The sequence below is a fragment of the Streptomyces himastatinicus ATCC 53653 genome (assembly GCF_000158915.1).
In the GTDB taxonomy this organism is placed as follows: domain Bacteria; phylum Actinomycetota; class Actinomycetes; order Streptomycetales; family Streptomycetaceae; genus Streptomyces; species Streptomyces himastatinicus.
Window position 1 is genome coordinate 7,744,445 of record NZ_GG657754.1, and the last position, 15,534, is coordinate 7,759,978.

Here is a 15,534-nt window from a genome sequence, read left to right on the forward strand (position 1 = left end):
CTCCGGCGCTTGTGCTCCCCGGCTACTTCTTCTGAGCCGGAACCTTGTCGCCCGTGGCCTTGTCCACGACCTCGCGGCCGTCCAGCGGCTTGTCGAGCGTGACCTTCTTCGTCATCTCCTTGGCCATCAGGATGCACGCCTGGCCCGGCTTCTTCGGCTTGCTCTTGATCTCGACCGTGACCTTCTTGGACGTCTCGTCGGCGGAGACCGAGTAGGTGTCGCAGACGCCGCCCCAGAAGCGCAGCGTCAGGGTCTTCCCGTCCGCGCTGTACGAGGTGATGTCGTCGGCCTTGGAGCCGCGGCCCGGCGTGCCCGGCTCACTGTGCTTCTTGCCCTGGCCCGGGGCCTTGCTGCGGGTCTCCGCCTTCTTCTTGATGAACTCCGGCTTCACGGCCGGGTAGGGGAGGGTCGCCGAGACGCCGTTGGCCCCGGTCGGCTCGGTCTTGAAGATCCACGACGGCACCAGGGCCCGCTGTCCGGCCACGGAGTGTGCGGCCAGCCCGAAGGTCACCGACTTCACGGTCACCTTCCCGGACCCGGCTCCGCCGCTCTTGGGGGCCGTGGCGTTGAGCTTCTTCAGCGCCTGCTCCGCGCTGATCAGCGGATAGCTGTCGTCCTCCTCGGGCGTCGACAGCGCGCCGTTCCCGCCGGTCAGCTCACCGTCCGCGGACACCTGGAGGCTGGTCGTCCAGCCCTGGGTGGGCAGCTTGTCCAGCACCGGGTCCGCGTTCACCATGCGCACGGCGCCGTAGCGGCCGCTCGCGTCGAGCTTCGCGTTCGTCAGCCCGAGCGCCTTGAGCACCGGCTCGGCCGTGCGCTCGGCCTTCTCCTCGGAGACGGCCTTGTCGTCACCGCCGCTCTTGTCGGTGCCGCTCTTCTTGTCGCCCTCGCGGTAGGTCGGGCAGGACGTACTGTCGGCCTTCGGCCCCGCGCCCGGCGGGTGCACACAGGTGTCGCCGCCCGGCGTCCCGAAGCGGGAGTACGACCAGCTGCCCGGGCCCTTCTGGCTCACCCGCAGCACCGGCCCCTGGCCGTCCTTGGTGCCCCCGACCTTCCAGTTGCCGTGGTCGGCCCGGGGGCTGCCGGAGACGTCCAGCGCCTTCGCCAGCCTCGCCACCTCGGCCTTGGTGACCTTGGCGTCGGTGCGGTAGACGGGCGCCTCGTCGGGCCCGTCCGGCAGCTTTCCGTCGACCTCGTAGCGGCCGCTGCCGTTCGGATCGGGCTCGCCGACCGCGATCCCCTCGTGTCCGTCGTTCCCCGCCGGGGCGGCGTACGCGTCCAGTGCGAGGGGCTGGGGGGATCCGTCGCGGCCCGCCGAGCCCGCGCCCTGGGAGCCGCCGCCATTGGCAGCGGTCGAGGCCCAGTAGGCGCCGCCGCCACCGGCGACCAGCACCGCTGCCGCCACCGATACGACGGCCAGCCGGGAACGCCGACGCGGCTGCGGATGGTCGTCGTCGGGGGTCTGCGGGGTGTCGGTCTCCTCGGTGCTCACCGTTTCTCTCCTTCGGCTCCGCTCACGTTGTCCGGCCTACTGCCCTCGCGAGGGGGTTGCCGGTGAGACGGGGGGAAGGGGCGGCTGGTTCCTTCCCCTGGTTCCGAAGCTTTTCGGCCGCGGTGCCCAGCCGCCGTCCTCAGTCGCCGTAGTCGGACATGCCGCCGACCAGATCGGCGGACGCGGTGGGAACCGTGATGCCGCGGATGCGCGACGGGGACACGGGCGCGGCGGGAGGCGCTACGGTGACCACCGGGACCGACCAGTGCGGCGCCATCCGCGCGCCGTAGCCGCGCAGTTCGGCCAGGGCCTCGGGCTCTATCGCCCCGGCGGCGTCCTGGGCGGGGGTGACGTGCTGCGACATGCGGCCTCCCGATCCGAGGGGCCCGTACGGGCACGAGCCCCGCCATCTCTGCACCGTATGCCCTACTACCGGGTAGTTCCTCCCGTTCGTAAGCGGCCCGGGAAGCCGATAGCGTGAAGCGTCCGATTTCGCCGCCGCCCCGAAACAGGAGCAGCTCTCGTGCGTATCGCCGTCACCGGCTCCATTGCCACCGACCACCTGATGACCTTCCCCGGCCGCTTCGCCGATCAGCTGGTCGCCGACCAGTTGCACACGGTCTCCCTCTCCTTCCTGGTCGACACCCTCGAGGTCCGCCGGGGCGGAGTCGCCCCGAACATCTGCTTCGGCATGGGGGTGCTCGGGCTGAGCCCGATCCTGGTCGGCGCCGCCGGCGAGGACTTCGCCGAATACCGTGCCTGGCTGGACCGCCACGGGGTGGACACCCAGTCCGTCCGGATCTCCGGGACGCGGCACACCGCCCGCTTCGTCTGCACCACGGACGAGGACCACAACCAGATCGCGTCCTTCTACACCGGCGCGATGAGCGAGGCCCGCCAGATCGAGCTCCAGCCGATCGCGGACCGGGCCGGTGGCCTCGACCTGGTGCTCATCGGCGCCGACGACCCGGAGGCGATGGTCCGCCACACCGAGGAGTGCCGCTCGCGCGGCATCCCGTTCGCCGCCGACCCCTCGCAGCAGCTCGCCCGCATGGACGGCGAGGACATCCGGGTGCTGGTGGGCGGTGCGCAGTACCTCTTCACCAATGAGTACGAGGCCGCGCTGATCGAGACCAAGACCGGCTGGACCTCGGAGCAGATCCTCTCCAAGGTCGGCACCCGCATCACCACGCTGGGCGCCCAGGGCGTCCGGATCGAGCGCGAGGGCGAGGAGCCGATCGTCGTCGGCTGTGCCGAGGAGGAGCAGAAGGCCGACCCGACGGGCGTCGGCGACGCCTTCCGCGCGGGCTTCCTCTCCGGCCTCTCCTGGAACCTCCCGCTGGAGCGCGCCGCCCAGGTGGGCTGCATGCTCGCGACGCTGGTCATCGAGACGGTCGGCACGCAGGAGTACGAGCTGCGCCGCGGTCACTTCATGGAGCGCTTCGCCAAGGCTTACGGCCACGAGGCGGCGGCCGAGATCGGCGACCACCTGGTCTGACGGCAGGGCACGGCACGCGGCGGCGGGGCCGGGGGAACGTTCCTCCGGCCCCGCCGCCGTATCCGTTTCAGGCCCGGCGGCTTCCCGGCCGGCGGTTTCAGGCCCGGCGGCGCACCCGGTACGCCGTGCCGCGCTCGGCGGGGCGCTCACCCTCGTACGTCTGCCCCCGCATCTCGCACCACGCCGGGATGTCCAGCCGGGCCGCCTCGTCGTCGGACAGCACGGTCACCACCTCGCCCACCGGTACGTCGCCGATGACCTTGGCCAGTTCGATCACCGGGATCGGGCACCGCTTGCCCAGCGAATCGACCACCAGACCGGACGTCTCAGCAGCGGCCTCCGCGGCAGCGGCGGCCACCGCCTCCGGGGCGCCCAGCCGCTCGCGTACCCCGGCCACCACGCCCGGCAGCACCTCCAGGAACCGTTCCACGTCCGTCCCCGCGGTCCCACGCGGGAGCGAGACGCGGATGTTGCCCTCGGACAGCACCCCCATGGCCCGCAGCACATGGCTGGGGACCAGCGTGCTCGACGTGCACGACGACCCGGACGAGACGGAGAACTCCGCCCGGTCCAGCTCGTGCAGCAGCGCCTCTCCGTCGACATAGAGACACGAGAAGGTGACCAGATGCGGCAGCCGCCGCTCCGGATCGCCGGCCACCTCTACGTCCGGCACCAGCTCCGGCACCCGGGCCCGGATGCGGTCCACAAGACCCCGCAGCCGCTCCGCTTCCTCCGCGGCCTCGGCCCGTACGGCGCGCAGCGAGGCGGCGGCCGCGACGATGGCCGGAAGGTTCTCGAACCCCGGGGCGCGGCCCGACTCCCGCTCGTCCACCGGGGCGGGGCGGAACCGCGTCCCCTTGCGCACCGCGAGAAGCCCGACCCCGGCCGGGCCGCCCCACTTGTGGGCGCTCGCGGTCAGCAGCGACCACCGGCCCTCCACCGGGCCCCAGCCCAGCGACTGGGCCGCGTCCACCAGCAGCGGCACGCCGTCCGCCGCGCACGCCTCCGCCGCCTCGGCCACCGGCTGCACCGTGCCGACCTCATGGTTGGCGGACTGGAGGCAGGCCAGCGCGATGTCCTCGGGCGCCTCGCGCAGGGCCGCCGCGTACGCCTCGGGCGCGACCCGTCCCGTACGGTCCACCGGGACCTCGGCGACCGTGCCGCCGGACGCCTCGTGCGCCGCCGCGGCCTGGAACACCGCGGAGTGCTCCACGGCGGAGACGATCAGCCGCCGCCCGGCCCGCCGGCGCCCGGCGAGCGCCCCGGCGATGCCGTCGTGCAGGGCGCGGGTCCCCGAAGGGGTGAAGGCCAGCTCGTCCGGGCGGCATCCCACGGACTCGGCGGCCGTCTCCCGCGCGGCGTCCAGCAGCAGCCGGGCGCGCCGCCCCTCGCGGTAGAGCCGGGCCGGATCGGCCCACCCCTCGTCGAGGGCGGCGAGCAGCGCCTGCCGGGCCACGGGGTGCAGAGGTGCGGACGAGGCCGCGTCGAAATAGGGCACGTAAAGAACGCTAGCCGCTGTGCCCGGCGCACGGCTCACGACAAAAACCCGGCGCCCGGCGCATGACAAAAACGCGCATGTGCCACGCACGGGCGTACGGCGTGCCGACGCGCGGCATCACACGAACGGGGCGCTGCCCGCACCACCTGTACCCCGGCCGTTCCCCGGCCACACCCCGTGCCGCCCGCGGTCCCGGAAAACGCTGGCGGAGCAGGTCATTCCGTTGGGATTCCCCGGTGTTCCAGGGGTGATGCCATCCCTTCGGGGAGGGGTCCGGCGCGTTGGGCACCCTCCCCGCGCAGCGCCAAATGGCGTCCAGTAGGGTTTGGTCCGCATAAACATCCAAACCCCTGCCCGCACCGGGCCGGCGACCGACCAGATGACGGCCGCGGCCGACCGCGCGGGCGAGACTCTCGGGAAGGCGCTACGTGAGTCCCAACGGCTCCGACCGCTCGTCGCGGCGCCCGGTGCGGCGGAAGCTGCTGCAGGCGCTGTCCGCGGGCTTGGTCCTGGCGACCGCCACCGGTTGCACATCCAAGGACTTCCCCCGCCTCGGATTGCCCACCCCGGCTACAGAGGAGGCGCCGCGGATCCTCTCCCTGTGGCAGGGCTCGTGGGCAGCAGCGCTCGCCGTGGGCGTGCTGGTCTGGGGCCTGATCCTGTGGTCGGTCGTCCTCCACCGCAGGGCCAGGACCAGGATCGAGGTCCCGGTACAGGTCCGGTACAACATGCCCCTCGAGGCACTGTTCACCGTGGTCCCGATCATCATCGTCTCGGTGCTGTTCTACTTCACCGCGCGCGATGAGAACGCCCTCCTCAAGACCTCCAAGAAGCCCGACCACGTAGTCAACGTCGTTGGCTACCAGTGGAGCTGGGGCTTCAACTACATGGAGAACGTCGACGGGAACGCGGCCAGCCCCAAGGCCACCCCGAAGGAGGTGTCGTCCATCCCCGACAAGATGCTCGACACCGCCCCCAAGGGTGCCGAGGGCGTCTACGACACCGGCACCCCCGGCGAGCGGAATCCGCAGAACGGCAACCCGGGTCCGACCCTGTGGCTGCCCAAGGGTGAGTCGGTCGAGTTCATCCTGACCTCCCGCGATGTCATCCACTCGTTCTGGGTGGTCCCCTTCCTGATGAAGATGGACGTCATCCCGGGCCACGCCAACCGGTTCGAGGTCACCCCGAACCGCGAGGGCACCTTCAAGGGCAAGTGCGCCGAGCTGTGCGGTGTCGACCACTCCCGCATGCTCTTCAACGTCAAGGTCGTTTCCCCGGAGCGCTACCAGCAGCACCTGAAGGACCTGGCGAAGAAGGGCCAGACGGGATACATCCCGGCGGGCATTGCGCAGACGGACCCCGCCAAGAACGCGGAGACCAAGACACAGTGAGCATCCTCAACGAACCCCAGGGTGCCGACGCAACCGCCTCGTACGAGGATGAGTTGCCGGTGCGCCGCAAGCAGCCCGGCAATGTCGTCGTCAAGTGGCTGACCACCACGGACCACAAGACGATCGGCACGCTCTACCTGGTCACGTCGTTCGCGTTCTTCTGCATCGGCGGCGTGATGGCGCTCTTCATGCGCGCCGAGCTGGCCCGCCCGGGCACGCAGATCATGTCGAACGAGCAGTTCAACCAGGCGTTCACCATGCATGGCACGATCATGCTGCTGATGTTCGCCACCCCGCTGTTCGCGGGCTTCACGAACTGGATCATGCCGCTCCAGATCGGCGCGCCAGATGTGGCGTTCCCGCGGCTGAACATGTTCGCGTACTGGCTGTACCTCTTCGGCTCGCTCATCGCGGTGGGCGGCTTCCTGACCCCGCAGGGCGCGGCCGACTTCGGCTGGTTCGCGTACTCGCCGCTGTCGGACGCGGTCCGCTCGCCGGGCGTCGGCGCCGACATGTGGATCATGGGTCTGGCCTTCTCCGGCTTCGGCACGATCCTCGGTGCGGTCAACTTCATCACCACGATCATCTGCATGCGCGCTCCCGGCATGACGATGTTCCGCATGCCGATCTTCACCTGGAACGTGCTGTTGACCGCCGTTCTGGTGCTGCTCGCCTTCCCGGTGCTGGCCGCCGCGCTGTTCGCCCTGGAGGCGGACCGAAAATTCGGGGCGCATGTCTTCGACGCGGCCAATGGCGGGGCGTTGTTGTGGCAACACCTCTTCTGGTTCTTCGGACATCCAGAGGTGTACATCATCGCGCTGCCGTTCTTCGGAATCATTTCCGAGGTCATCCCGGTCTTCTCGCGCAAGCCGATGTTCGGTTACTTCACCCTGGTCGCCGCGACGATCTCCATCGCGGGTCTGTCCGTGACCGTGTGGGCGCACCACATGTACGTCACCGGCGGGGTGCTACTGCCGTTCTTCTCCTTCATGACGTTCCTGATCGCGGTCCCGACCGGTATCAAGTTCTTCAACTGGATCGGCACGATGTGGAAGGGCTCGCTGAGCTTCGAGACCCCGATGCTCTGGGCGATCGGCTTCCTCATCACCTTCACCTTCGGTGGTCTCACCGGCGTCATCCTGGCGTCGCCGCCGATGGACTTCCACGTCTCCGACTCGTACTTCGTGGTGGCCCACTTCCACTACGTGGTCTTCGGCACCGTGGTCTTCGCGATGTTCTCCGGCTTCCACTTCTGGTGGCCGAAGATGACCGGCAAGATGCTGGACGAGAAGCTCGGCAAGATCACCTTCTGGACGCTGTTCATCGGCTTCCACGGCACCTTCCTGGTGCAGCACTGGCTGGGCGCCGAGGGCATGCCGCGCCGGTACGCCGACTACCTGGCGGCCGACGGCTTCACCGCGCTGAACACGATCTCCACGATCAGCTCGTTCCTGCTCGGCCTGTCGATACTGCCGTTCCTCTACAACGTGTGGAAGACGGCCAAGTACGGCAAGAAGGTCGAGGTCGACGACCCGTGGGGCTACGGCCGCTCGCTGGAGTGGGCGACCTCCTGCCCGCCGCCTCGGCACAACTTCCTCACCCTGCCGCGGATCCGTTCCGAATCCCCGGCATTCGACCTGCACCACCCCGAGATCGCGGCGCTCGACCAGCTCGAGCACCAGGGTGCGGCCGACCAGGACAAGGCCCTCGCGGGTGGTAAGGAGGCCGACAAGTGAAGGTCCAAGGCCGGATGTTCATCTGGCTCGCCGTCTTCATCCTGCTGATGGCGGTCGTCTACGGCGTGTGGTCGAAGGAGCCCGCCGGTACCACGGCGCTGTTCCTCGCCTTCGGGCTGAGCATCATGATCGGGTTCTACCTGGCGTTCACCGCGCGCCGGGTGGATGTCGGAGCGCAGGACAACAAGGACGCTGACGTCGCGGACGACGCCGGTGAGCTGGGCTTCTTCTCCCCGCACAGCTGGCAGCCGCTGTCCCTGGCCGTCGGTGGCGCCCTGGCCTTCATGGGTGTCGTCTTCGGCTGGTGGCTGCTGTTCTTCTCCGCCCCGATCATCATGGTCGGCCTCTTCGGGTGGGTCTTCGAGTACTACCGCGGCGAGAACCAGAACCAGTAGCAAGCTCTCTCGGAGGGGCCCGGCACCGACCACGGTGCCGGGCCCCTCTGCCGTGTCACCCTGCTGCCTCGCCCGGCGCGCCGTCCGTCGCGCGCGTCCATAGCGTGAGCGCATGAACCACACACCTCGATCTCCTCGAACCCGGGCGGTGCTCTCCAGTGCCCTGCTGGTGGCGTCGCTGATAGCGGGTCTCAGCGGATGCGGGGGCCCCTCCTCGGACCCGCTGTCCGCCAAGCCGTACGACGCCGCCGACCAGATCTCCTTCAGCGGCGAGAGCGGCGCACACAACGCCGACCCGGACCGGCCGCTCCAAGTGACCGCAAAGGGCGACGACGGCCGGATCACGGACGTCACCGCCACCGACGCGGCGGGCAGGTACGTACGGGGCGAACTGGCGCCGGACGGCAGCCGGTGGCGCTCCACCGTGCCGCTGGCGGCGGGCGCCCACTACACGCTGCGGGTGTCCACGGAGGACTCGGGCGGCGCGCCGGGCCGCCGCACGATCGACTTCACCACCAGCTCCAAGCGCAGGCTGCTGAAGGTCACCTTCGGCCCGAAGTCGGGCGAGTACGGGGTGGGCCAGCCGGTCACCGCCAAGCTGAGCCGCCCGGTGAAGGACCCCTCGGCCCGGGCCGTGGTCGAGCGGGGCCTGAAGGTCGACTCACAGCCCGCGGTGGAGGGTGTCTGGCACTGGGTGAACAGCAAGACGCTGCACTACCGCCCGGCCGAGTACTGGCCCGCGCACGCGACCGTCAAGGTCCGCTCCAACCTCAAGGGCATCAGGGTCGGCGGCGGGCTCTACGGCGGTGACGCCAAGCCGCTGCGGATCACCACCGGCGACCGGATCGAGGCCCTGACGGACTCCGGGACCCACCAGATGACGGTGCGGCGCAACGGGCAGGTGATCCGGACCATCCCGATCACGACCGGCATGCCCGGGTTCGACACCCGCAACGGCACCAAGGTGATCCTCGCCAAGGAGTCGGCGGTGCGGATGACGGGCGCCAGCATCGGCCTCGGCTCCGGTTCCTACGATCTGATGGTCTACTGGGCGGCCCGGGTCACCGAAAGCGGTGAATATGTCCACGCCGCGCCCTGGTCGACGGGCTCGCAGGGCTACGCCAACGTCAGCCACGGCTGCACCGGCATGTCCACCGCGAACGCCCAGTGGTTCTTCAACACCGTGCACCTCGGCGACCTCGTCAAGGTCGTCAACAGCAACGGGGACGACATGGCCACGTTCGGCAACGGCTACGGCGACTGGAACATGGCCTGGACCGACTGGCGTCAGGGCAGCGCCCTCGCCGCCGGCCAGCGGGACGGCAGCACCCCGGCCGACTCGGCCCGGCTCCGCCCCATGGCATGACCGCGTGACACCGCACCCAGTGCGGTCAGGCGCCCACCGCGAGCCGCTTGCGGAGCAGCCCGGCCAGCGCGTCCGTCAGGGCCACCGGGTCCACCGGATGCGTCACCGCGGCCTCCGCGCGGCTCCAGGTGGCCAGCCAGGCGTCCTGCGGGCGGCCGATGAGCAGCACCACCGGCGGGCACTGGAAGATCTCGTCCTTGATCTGCCGGCAGACGCCCATCCCGCCCGCGGGGGCCGTCTCCCCGTCCAGGACGCAGACGTCGATCCCGCCGTCCTCCAGCGCCTCCAGGACGGCCGGGAGCGTCGCGCACTCCACGAACTCCACCGGAGGCAGATCGGCGGCGGGTCGGCGACCGGTCGCGAGCCGCACCTGTTCGCGGGTGTTCGCGTCGTCGCTGTAGACCAGCACCGTGGCGGTCGGCCGCATCGTTTCCTCCGCATCAGCCAAGGGGACTACCGGGCTCCTGCGGCGGATGTTACTCCCGTACAGCCTTCCGGAGGAGGGGGCGAACCGATCTCTCCCTCCTTCGAGGGATCGCCCGGAACAGCGGCGACGAGCAGCATCGATGCCCTTGACGCCGCCCTGGACACTCCGAACGGCACCCCCGGGAGTGAGGGCCGGATAAGCGACCGACATAATGTCGGTCGTGGCGACAGCAACGACAGTAGAAACCGGGCACGCGCACCCGTCGGTCAACCGGCCGAACCTCACCAGCGTCGGAACCATCATCTGGCTGAGTTCCGAGCTGATGTTCTTCGCGGCCCTCTTCGCGATGTACTTCACCCTGCGATCGGTGACCGGAGCCGAGCACTGGAAGGAAATGGCGTCCTCGCTGAACTTCCCGTTCTCGGCGACGAACACCACGATCCTCGTGCTCTCCTCCCTCACCTGCCAGCTCGGTGTCTTCGCCGCCGAGCGTGGCGACGTGAGGAAGCTGCGCTCCTGGTTCGTGATCACCTTCATCATGGGCGCGATCTTCATCGGCGGTCAGATCTTCGAGTACACCGAGCTGGTCAAGAAGGACGGGCTTTCGCTCTCCTCCGACCCGTACGGCTCGGTGTTCTACCTGACCACCGGTTTCCACGGACTGCATGTGACGGGCGGACTCATCGCCTTCCTGCTGGTCCTGGGGAGGACGTACGCGGCCAAGAGGTTCACCCACCAGCAGGCGACGGCGGCCATCGTCGTGTCCTATTACTGGCACTTCGTCGATGTCGTCTGGATCGGCCTCTTCGCCACGATCTACATGATCAAGTAAGCCGGTCACCGCGACCGGAAGCACGTCCTTAAAGCATCGACGCAGAAGATCCTGACACCGGGGTAATCCGTGAAAAAGCTCTCCGCACGACGGCGCCATCCGCTGGCTGCGCTCGTCGTCCTACTCTTCGCGCTGGCGGTCACTGGGGGGCTGTACGCCGCGTTCTCGCCGAGCGAGGCGAAGGCCGATGACAGCTCCGCCCAGTCCCTCGCCATCGAGGAGGGCAAGAAGCTCTATTCCGTCGGCTGCGCCAGCTGCCACGGTACGGGCGGTCAGGGGACCTCCGACGGCCCGAGTCTGGTGGGCGTCGGCTCGGCCGCCGTCGACTTCCAGGTCGGTACCGGCCGGATGCCCGCCCAGCAGCCGGGCGCCCAGGTGCCGAAGAAGAAGAAGATCTACTCGGACGCCGAGACCGAGCAGCTGGCCGCGTACATCTCCTCGCTCGGCGCCGGGCCGGTGACGCCCTCCAAGGGCCAGTACAGCACCGATGGCGCGGATGTCGCGAAGGGCGGGGAGCTCTTCCGTACGAACTGCGCGCAGTGCCACAACTTCGCCGGCAAGGGCGGTGCCCTCACCAACGGCAAGTACGCGCCGTCCCTCGAGGGCGTGAGCAAGAAGCATCTGTACGAGGCCATGCAGACCGGCCCGCAGAACATGCCCTCCTTCCCCGACACCACGATGCCGGAGAAGAACAAGCAGGACATCATCGCGTACCTCGACACGGTCAACAGCGACAAGTCCAAGACCCCCGGTGGCCTTGAGCTCGGCGGGCTCGGCCCGGTCAGTGAGGGCCTCTTCGCCTGGGTCTTCGGCATGGGCGCGCTGATCGTCCTCACCATCTGGGTCGCCGCCCGGACCGCAAAGGCCAAGAAGTCATGAGTAGCCACGAGATTTCACAAGCAGAAGAGAAGCTGCCCGAGGAGCGGGCGGAGGGCGGCGCGACGGTCGTCGCGGAAGACCCGTTCGCCGACCCGGGGCTGCCCCCGCACGAGCACCGTCAGCAGGACATCGACGAGCGGGCCGCCCAGCGGTCCGAGCGCACCGTCGCCCTGCTCTTCACGGTCTCGATGCTGGCGACGGTCGCGTTCATCGCCTCCTTCGTGACGCTGCCGGTCGACAAGTACATCTACGTCTTCCCGATCGGCCACATCAGCGCGCTGAACTTCGCGCTGGGCGTCACCCTCGGCATCGCGCTGTTCGCCATCGGCGCCGGTGCGGTCCACTGGGCCCGCACCCTGATGTCCGACGTGGAGATCGCCGACGAGCGCCACCCCATCGAGGCCGACCCCGAGGTCAAGGCCAAGGTCCTCGACGACTTCCGGGCGGGCGCCAAGGAGTCCGGCTTCGGCCGCCGCAAGCTCGCCCGCAACACCCTCTTCGGCGCGCTCGCCCTGGTGCCGCTCTCCGGCGTCGTGCTGCTGCGCGACCTCGGCCCGCTGCCCGGCACCAAGCTCCGGCACACCAGCTGGGGCAAGGGCAAGCGGCTCATGAACTACAACACCATGCAGCCGCTGCGGCCCGAGGACATCTCCGTGGGCTCCCTCACCTTCGCCATGCCCGAGGGCATGACCGAGGAGGACCACGACTTCCAGACCGAGATCGCCAAGGCCGCCCTGATGCTGGTCCGGCTCCAGCCGGAGAACATCAAGGACAAGCGCGAGCTGGACTGGTCGCACGAGGGCATCGTCGCCTTCTCGAAGATCTGCACCCACGTCGGCTGCCCGATCAACCTGTACGAGCAGCAGACCCACCACGTCCTGTGCCCCTGCCACCAGTCGACGTTCGACCTCTCCGACGGTGGCCGAGTGATCTTCGGTCCGGCCGGTCACGCACTGCCCCAGCTGCGGATCAGGGCCAATGACCAGGGGTACCTCGAAGCCATGGGCGACTTCTCGGAGCCCGTCGGTCCTGCTTACTGGGAGCGCGGATGAGTACTGCAACAGACACGGGCACGCCGCGGCGCGGCAAAGCGCCCGCGGGCGAGCGCGTCGCCGACTGGGCCGACGGCCGGCTGGGCATCTACAGCCTGGCCCGGGCCAACATGCGCAAGATCTTCCCGGACCACTGGTCCTTCATGCTGGGCGAGGTCGCGCTCTACAGCTTCATCATCATCATCCTCACGGGTGTGTACCTGACGCTGTTCTTCCACCCCAGCATGGAAGAGGTCGTGTACCACGGCCCGTACGTCCCGATGCAGGGCGTCCGGATGTCCGAGGCGTTCGCCTCGACGCTCGACATCAGCTTCGAGGTGCGCGGCGGTCTGCTGATCCGGCAGATCCACCACTGGGCCGCGCTGGTCTTCCTCTGCGCGATGTTCGTGCACATGATGCGCGTCTTCTTCACCGGCGCGTTCCGCAAGCCGCGTGAGATCAACTGGCTGTTCGGCTTCCTGCTGTTCTTCCTCGGCATGCTGACCGGCTTCACCGGCTACTCGCTCCCCGACGACCTGCTCTCCGGCACCGGTCTGCGGTTCATCGAGGGCGTGTTCCTGTCGATCCCGGTCGTCGGCACCTACATCTCGATGTTCGTGTTCGGCGGCGAGTTCCCGGGCATGGACCTCATCCCGAGGCTCTACCCGGTCCACGTCCTGCTGCTGCCGGGCATCATGCTCGGCCTGCTGGTGGCGCACCTGATCCTGGTCTTCTACCACAAGCACACGCAGTACCCCGGGGCCGGAAAGACCAACAAGAACGTCGTCGGCATGCCCCTGCTGCCGGTCTACATGGCCAAGGCGGGCGGCTTCTTCTTCCTGGTCTTCGGCGTCATCGCGGTCATCTCCGCTATCGCCACGATCAACCCGATCTGGACCATCGGCCCCTACCGGCCCGACCAGGTCTCCACCGGCGCCCAGCCCGACTGGTACATGGGCTTCGCCGAGGGTCTGGTCCGTGTCATGCCGGGCTGGGAGATCACCGCGTGGGGTCACACGCTCGTCCTGGGCGTGTTCATCCCGATCGTGCTCTTCCCGCTGGTCCTCTTCGCGATCGGCTTCTACCCCTTCATCGAGGGCTGGATCACCGGCGACAAGCGCGAGCACCACATCCTGGACCGCCCGCGCAACGCCCCGACCCGTACGGCCTTCGGTGTCGCTTGGCTGACCGCGTACTTCGTGATGCTGATCGGTGGCGGGAACGACCTGTGGGCCACCCACTTCCAGCTGTCGATCAACTCGATCACCTGGTTCGTGCGGATCGGCTTCTTCGCCGGCCCGGTCCTCGCGTTCATCGCCACCAAGCGGATCTGCCTCGGCCTCCAGCGCCGCGACAAGGAGAAGGTGCTGCACGGTCGCGAGACCGGCATCATCAAGCGCCTGCCGCACGGTGAGTTCATCGAGGTGCACGAGCCGCTCACGCAGGAGCAGATGCACGTGCTCACCCAGCACGAGCAGCCGAAGGCGTACGAGATCGGCCCCGAGGTCGACGAGAACGGCGTCCGCCGCAAGGTCAAGGGGTCGCAGAAGCTGCGGGCCAGGCTGTCCAAGTCGTACTACGGCAAGGACGCCTTCATCCCGAAGCCGACCTCCGAGGAGTACAAGGAGATCACCAGCGGCCACGGCCACCACTGATCTCTTCCGTCTTCTGACGTCTGTACGCCACAGACCAGGGCCCCGGCCCGGACCTCACCGTCCGGGCCGGGGCCCTGGTCGTGGTTATGAACGCCGTACGCGCCGATAGGCTTGGCCTGATCGAGCGCGGATCGAGCCATCAGCCACTCAGGAGCGGACCATGGACGTTGTGACCCCAGCCGGAGGCGACAGCACCGCGACGGCCCGCACCTGGCCGGACGTGCTCAGCTCCCTCCTCGACGGCCAGGACCTCAGCGCCGACGACACCGCCTGGGCCATGGACCGCATCATGCGCGGCGAGGCCACCGACGCCCAGATCGCCGGGTTCGCGGTCGCGCTGCGGGCCAAGGGCGAGACCGTCGCCGAGCTGTCCGGCCTCGTCCGCGCCATGTACGGGCACGCCAAGACGATCGAGGTGCCCGGGCCGACCGTCGACATCGTCGGCACGGGCGGCGACCGCGCCAAGACCGTCAACATCTCGACCATGTCCGCCCTCGTGGCGGCCGGGGCGGGCGCGCGCGTGGTCAAGCACGGCAACCGCGCCTCGTCCTCCGCGAGTGGCGCCTCCGACGTTCTGGAGAAGCTCGGCGTCAACCTGGATCTCAGCCCGGCGCGGGTTGCCGAGATCGCCGAGGAAGCGGGCATCACCATGTGCTTCGCGGTCAAGTTCCACCCGTCGCTGCGGCACGTCGCGGCGGCCCGCCGCGAGCTGGGCATCGCCACCCCGTTCAACTTCCTCGGCCCCCTCACCAACCCGGCCCGGGTCCGCTGCCAGGTCACGGGCGTCGCCGACGCCCGGATGGCGCCGATCATGGCCGGGGTGCTGGCCGAACGCGGCTCCTCGGCGCTGGTCTTCCGGGGCGACGACGGTCTGGACGAGCTGACCGTCACCGCGACCTCCCAGGTGTGGGTGGTGCGGGACGGCGCGGTCCGCCGGGAGACCTTCGACCCGCGCGACATCGGCTTCGACCTGGCCCCGGTGGAGGCGCTGCGCGGCGCCGACGCCTCGCACAACGCGGATGTGGCCCGCCGCGTGCTGGCGGGCGAGACGGGCCCCGTCCGGGACGCGGTCCTCCTCAACTCGGCCGCCGCGCTGGCGACCCTGGACTGGGACGCCGAGCCGGTGGGCACCCCCCTCCCGGCCCGCATCGCGGCGGGCGTCACCCGAGCCGCCGCCTCGATCGACTCGGGCGCCGCGAGGGAATCCCTGGAACGCTGGGTGCGGGCCAGCAACGCGTAACCCTGGGTTTCGTTGCCGGGTGCGGCCCGGTGGCCGGGTTGTGCCCACCCGTCCCGCCCCGCGGGACGATTGCCCACAACGGGTCCAATATCCA

The 15,534-nt window shown here is 69.3% G+C and carries 14 protein-coding genes; 10 read left to right on the top strand and 4 right to left on the bottom strand.

Annotated features, from left to right (window positions below; translation table 11 throughout):
* Positions 1-22: 22 nt before the first annotated feature.
* Together SSOG_RS32900 and SSOG_RS32905 are read right to left on the bottom strand one after the other, a co-directional pair.
* Positions 23-1,492, bottom strand: coding sequence for a hypothetical protein (locus SSOG_RS32900; protein ID WP_009718581.1), 1,470 nt, complete (start codon positions 1,490-1,492; stop codon positions 23-25).
* A 139-nt stretch (positions 1,493-1,631) separates the two neighbouring features.
* Positions 1,632-1,856: a hypothetical protein gene (locus tag SSOG_RS32905; RefSeq protein WP_039939251.1), complete on the bottom strand. Its 225-nt coding sequence runs from the start codon at positions 1,854-1,856 to the stop codon at positions 1,632-1,634.
* 159 nt (positions 1,857-2,015) lie between these two features.
* Between SSOG_RS32905 and SSOG_RS32910 the strand changes: the two genes are divergently transcribed.
* Positions 2,016-2,990 carry a carbohydrate kinase family protein gene (locus SSOG_RS32910; protein ID WP_009718583.1) on the top strand — a complete coding sequence of 325 codons (975 nt, stop codon included), beginning with the start codon at positions 2,016-2,018 and terminating at the stop codon, positions 2,988-2,990.
* Between the two features lie 97 nt (positions 2,991-3,087).
* Here SSOG_RS32910 and SSOG_RS32915 read toward each other — a convergent pair whose 3' ends face one another.
* Positions 3,088-4,488: a cysteine desulfurase/sulfurtransferase TusA family protein gene (locus SSOG_RS32915; RefSeq protein WP_039939252.1), complete on the bottom strand. Its 1,401-nt coding sequence runs from the start codon at positions 4,486-4,488 to the stop codon at positions 3,088-3,090.
* 428 nt (positions 4,489-4,916) lie between these two features.
* On the opposite strand from SSOG_RS32915, the gene ctaC reads away from it, so the two are divergent.
* The 4 genes from ctaC to SSOG_RS32935 all read left to right on the top strand — a co-directional run bounded on the left by ctaC (position 4,917) and on the right by SSOG_RS32935 (position 9,376).
* Positions 4,917-5,879: an aa3-type cytochrome oxidase subunit II gene (gene ctaC / locus SSOG_RS32920; protein ID WP_009718585.1), complete on the top strand. Its 963-nt coding sequence runs from the start codon at positions 4,917-4,919 to the stop codon at positions 5,877-5,879.
* Positions 5,876-7,615: an aa3-type cytochrome oxidase subunit I gene (ctaD, locus tag SSOG_RS32925; RefSeq protein ID WP_009718586.1), complete on the top strand. Its 1,740-nt coding sequence runs from the start codon at positions 5,876-5,878 to the stop codon at positions 7,613-7,615. Before ctaC ends, ctaD begins: the two co-directional genes overlap by 4 nt.
* Complete coding sequence (locus SSOG_RS32930) at positions 7,612-8,010, top strand: cytochrome c oxidase subunit 4 (protein ID WP_009718587.1); 399 nt, start codon at positions 7,612-7,614, stop codon at positions 8,008-8,010. Before ctaD ends, SSOG_RS32930 begins: the two co-directional genes overlap by 4 nt.
* A gap of 112 nt (positions 8,011-8,122) precedes the next feature.
* Positions 8,123-9,376: a L,D-transpeptidase gene (locus tag SSOG_RS32935; RefSeq protein ID WP_009718588.1), complete on the top strand. Its 1,254-nt coding sequence runs from the start codon at positions 8,123-8,125 to the stop codon at positions 9,374-9,376.
* A gap of 25 nt (positions 9,377-9,401) precedes the next feature.
* On the opposite strand, the gene SSOG_RS32940 is transcribed toward SSOG_RS32935, so the two are convergent.
* A complete protein-coding gene (locus SSOG_RS32940) occupies positions 9,402-9,803 on the bottom strand; it encodes a DNA-binding transcriptional response regulator (RefSeq protein ID WP_009718589.1) in 402 nt (133 codons plus the stop codon).
* Positions 9,804-10,014: 211 nt separating this feature from the next.
* On the opposite strand from SSOG_RS32940, the gene ctaE reads away from it, so the two are divergent.
* The 5 genes from ctaE (at position 10,015) to trpD (ending at position 15,440) form a co-directional block, all read left to right on the top strand.
* Positions 10,015-10,635: an aa3-type cytochrome oxidase subunit III gene (gene ctaE, locus SSOG_RS32945; protein ID WP_009718590.1), complete on the top strand. Its 621-nt coding sequence runs from the start codon at positions 10,015-10,017 to the stop codon at positions 10,633-10,635.
* A gap of 69 nt (positions 10,636-10,704) precedes the next feature.
* The gene (qcrC, locus tag SSOG_RS32950; protein WP_009718591.1) at positions 10,705-11,514 is read left to right on the top strand and encodes a cytochrome bc1 complex diheme cytochrome c subunit; all 810 of its coding nucleotides are present in this window, start codon (positions 10,705-10,707) and stop codon (positions 11,512-11,514) included.
* Entirely contained in the window at positions 11,511-12,566 is a 1,056-nt protein-coding gene (gene qcrA / locus SSOG_RS32955) for a cytochrome bc1 complex Rieske iron-sulfur subunit (protein ID WP_009718592.1), read from the top strand. Before qcrC ends, qcrA begins: the two co-directional genes overlap by 4 nt.
* On the top strand, positions 12,563-14,200 hold the full coding sequence (qcrB, locus tag SSOG_RS32960) for a cytochrome bc1 complex cytochrome b subunit (RefSeq protein WP_009718593.1): 1,638 nt from the start codon (positions 12,563-12,565) through the stop codon (positions 14,198-14,200). The genes qcrA and qcrB overlap by 4 nt, the downstream gene beginning before the upstream one ends.
* Before the next feature lie 160 nt (positions 14,201-14,360).
* On the top strand, positions 14,361-15,440 hold the full coding sequence (gene trpD / locus SSOG_RS32965) for an anthranilate phosphoribosyltransferase (RefSeq protein ID WP_009718594.1): 1,080 nt from the start codon (positions 14,361-14,363) through the stop codon (positions 15,438-15,440).
* Positions 15,441-15,534: the final 94 nt, after the last annotated feature.

Bases quoted from the DNA above. Each gene is read 5' to 3' on its own strand.
- SSOG_RS32905 (WP_039939251.1), bottom strand. From the start codon at position 1,856: ATGTCGCAGCACGTCACCCCCGCCCAGGACGCCGCCGGGGCGATAGAG.
- SSOG_RS32935 (WP_009718588.1), top strand. From the start codon at position 8,123: ATGAACCACACACCTCGATCTCCTCGAACCCGGGCGGTGCTCTCCAGT.
- SSOG_RS32940 (WP_009718589.1), bottom strand. From the start codon at position 9,803: ATGCGGCCGACCGCCACGGTGCTGGTCTACAGCGACGACGCGAACACC.
- ctaE (WP_009718590.1), top strand. From the start codon at position 10,015: ATGTCGGTCGTGGCGACAGCAACGACAGTAGAAACCGGGCACGCGCAC.
- qcrA (WP_009718592.1), top strand. From the start codon at position 11,511: ATGAGTAGCCACGAGATTTCACAAGCAGAAGAGAAGCTGCCCGAGGAG.
- qcrB (WP_009718593.1), top strand. From the start codon at position 12,563: ATGAGTACTGCAACAGACACGGGCACGCCGCGGCGCGGCAAAGCGCCC.
- trpD (WP_009718594.1), top strand. From the start codon at position 14,361: ATGGACGTTGTGACCCCAGCCGGAGGCGACAGCACCGCGACGGCCCGC.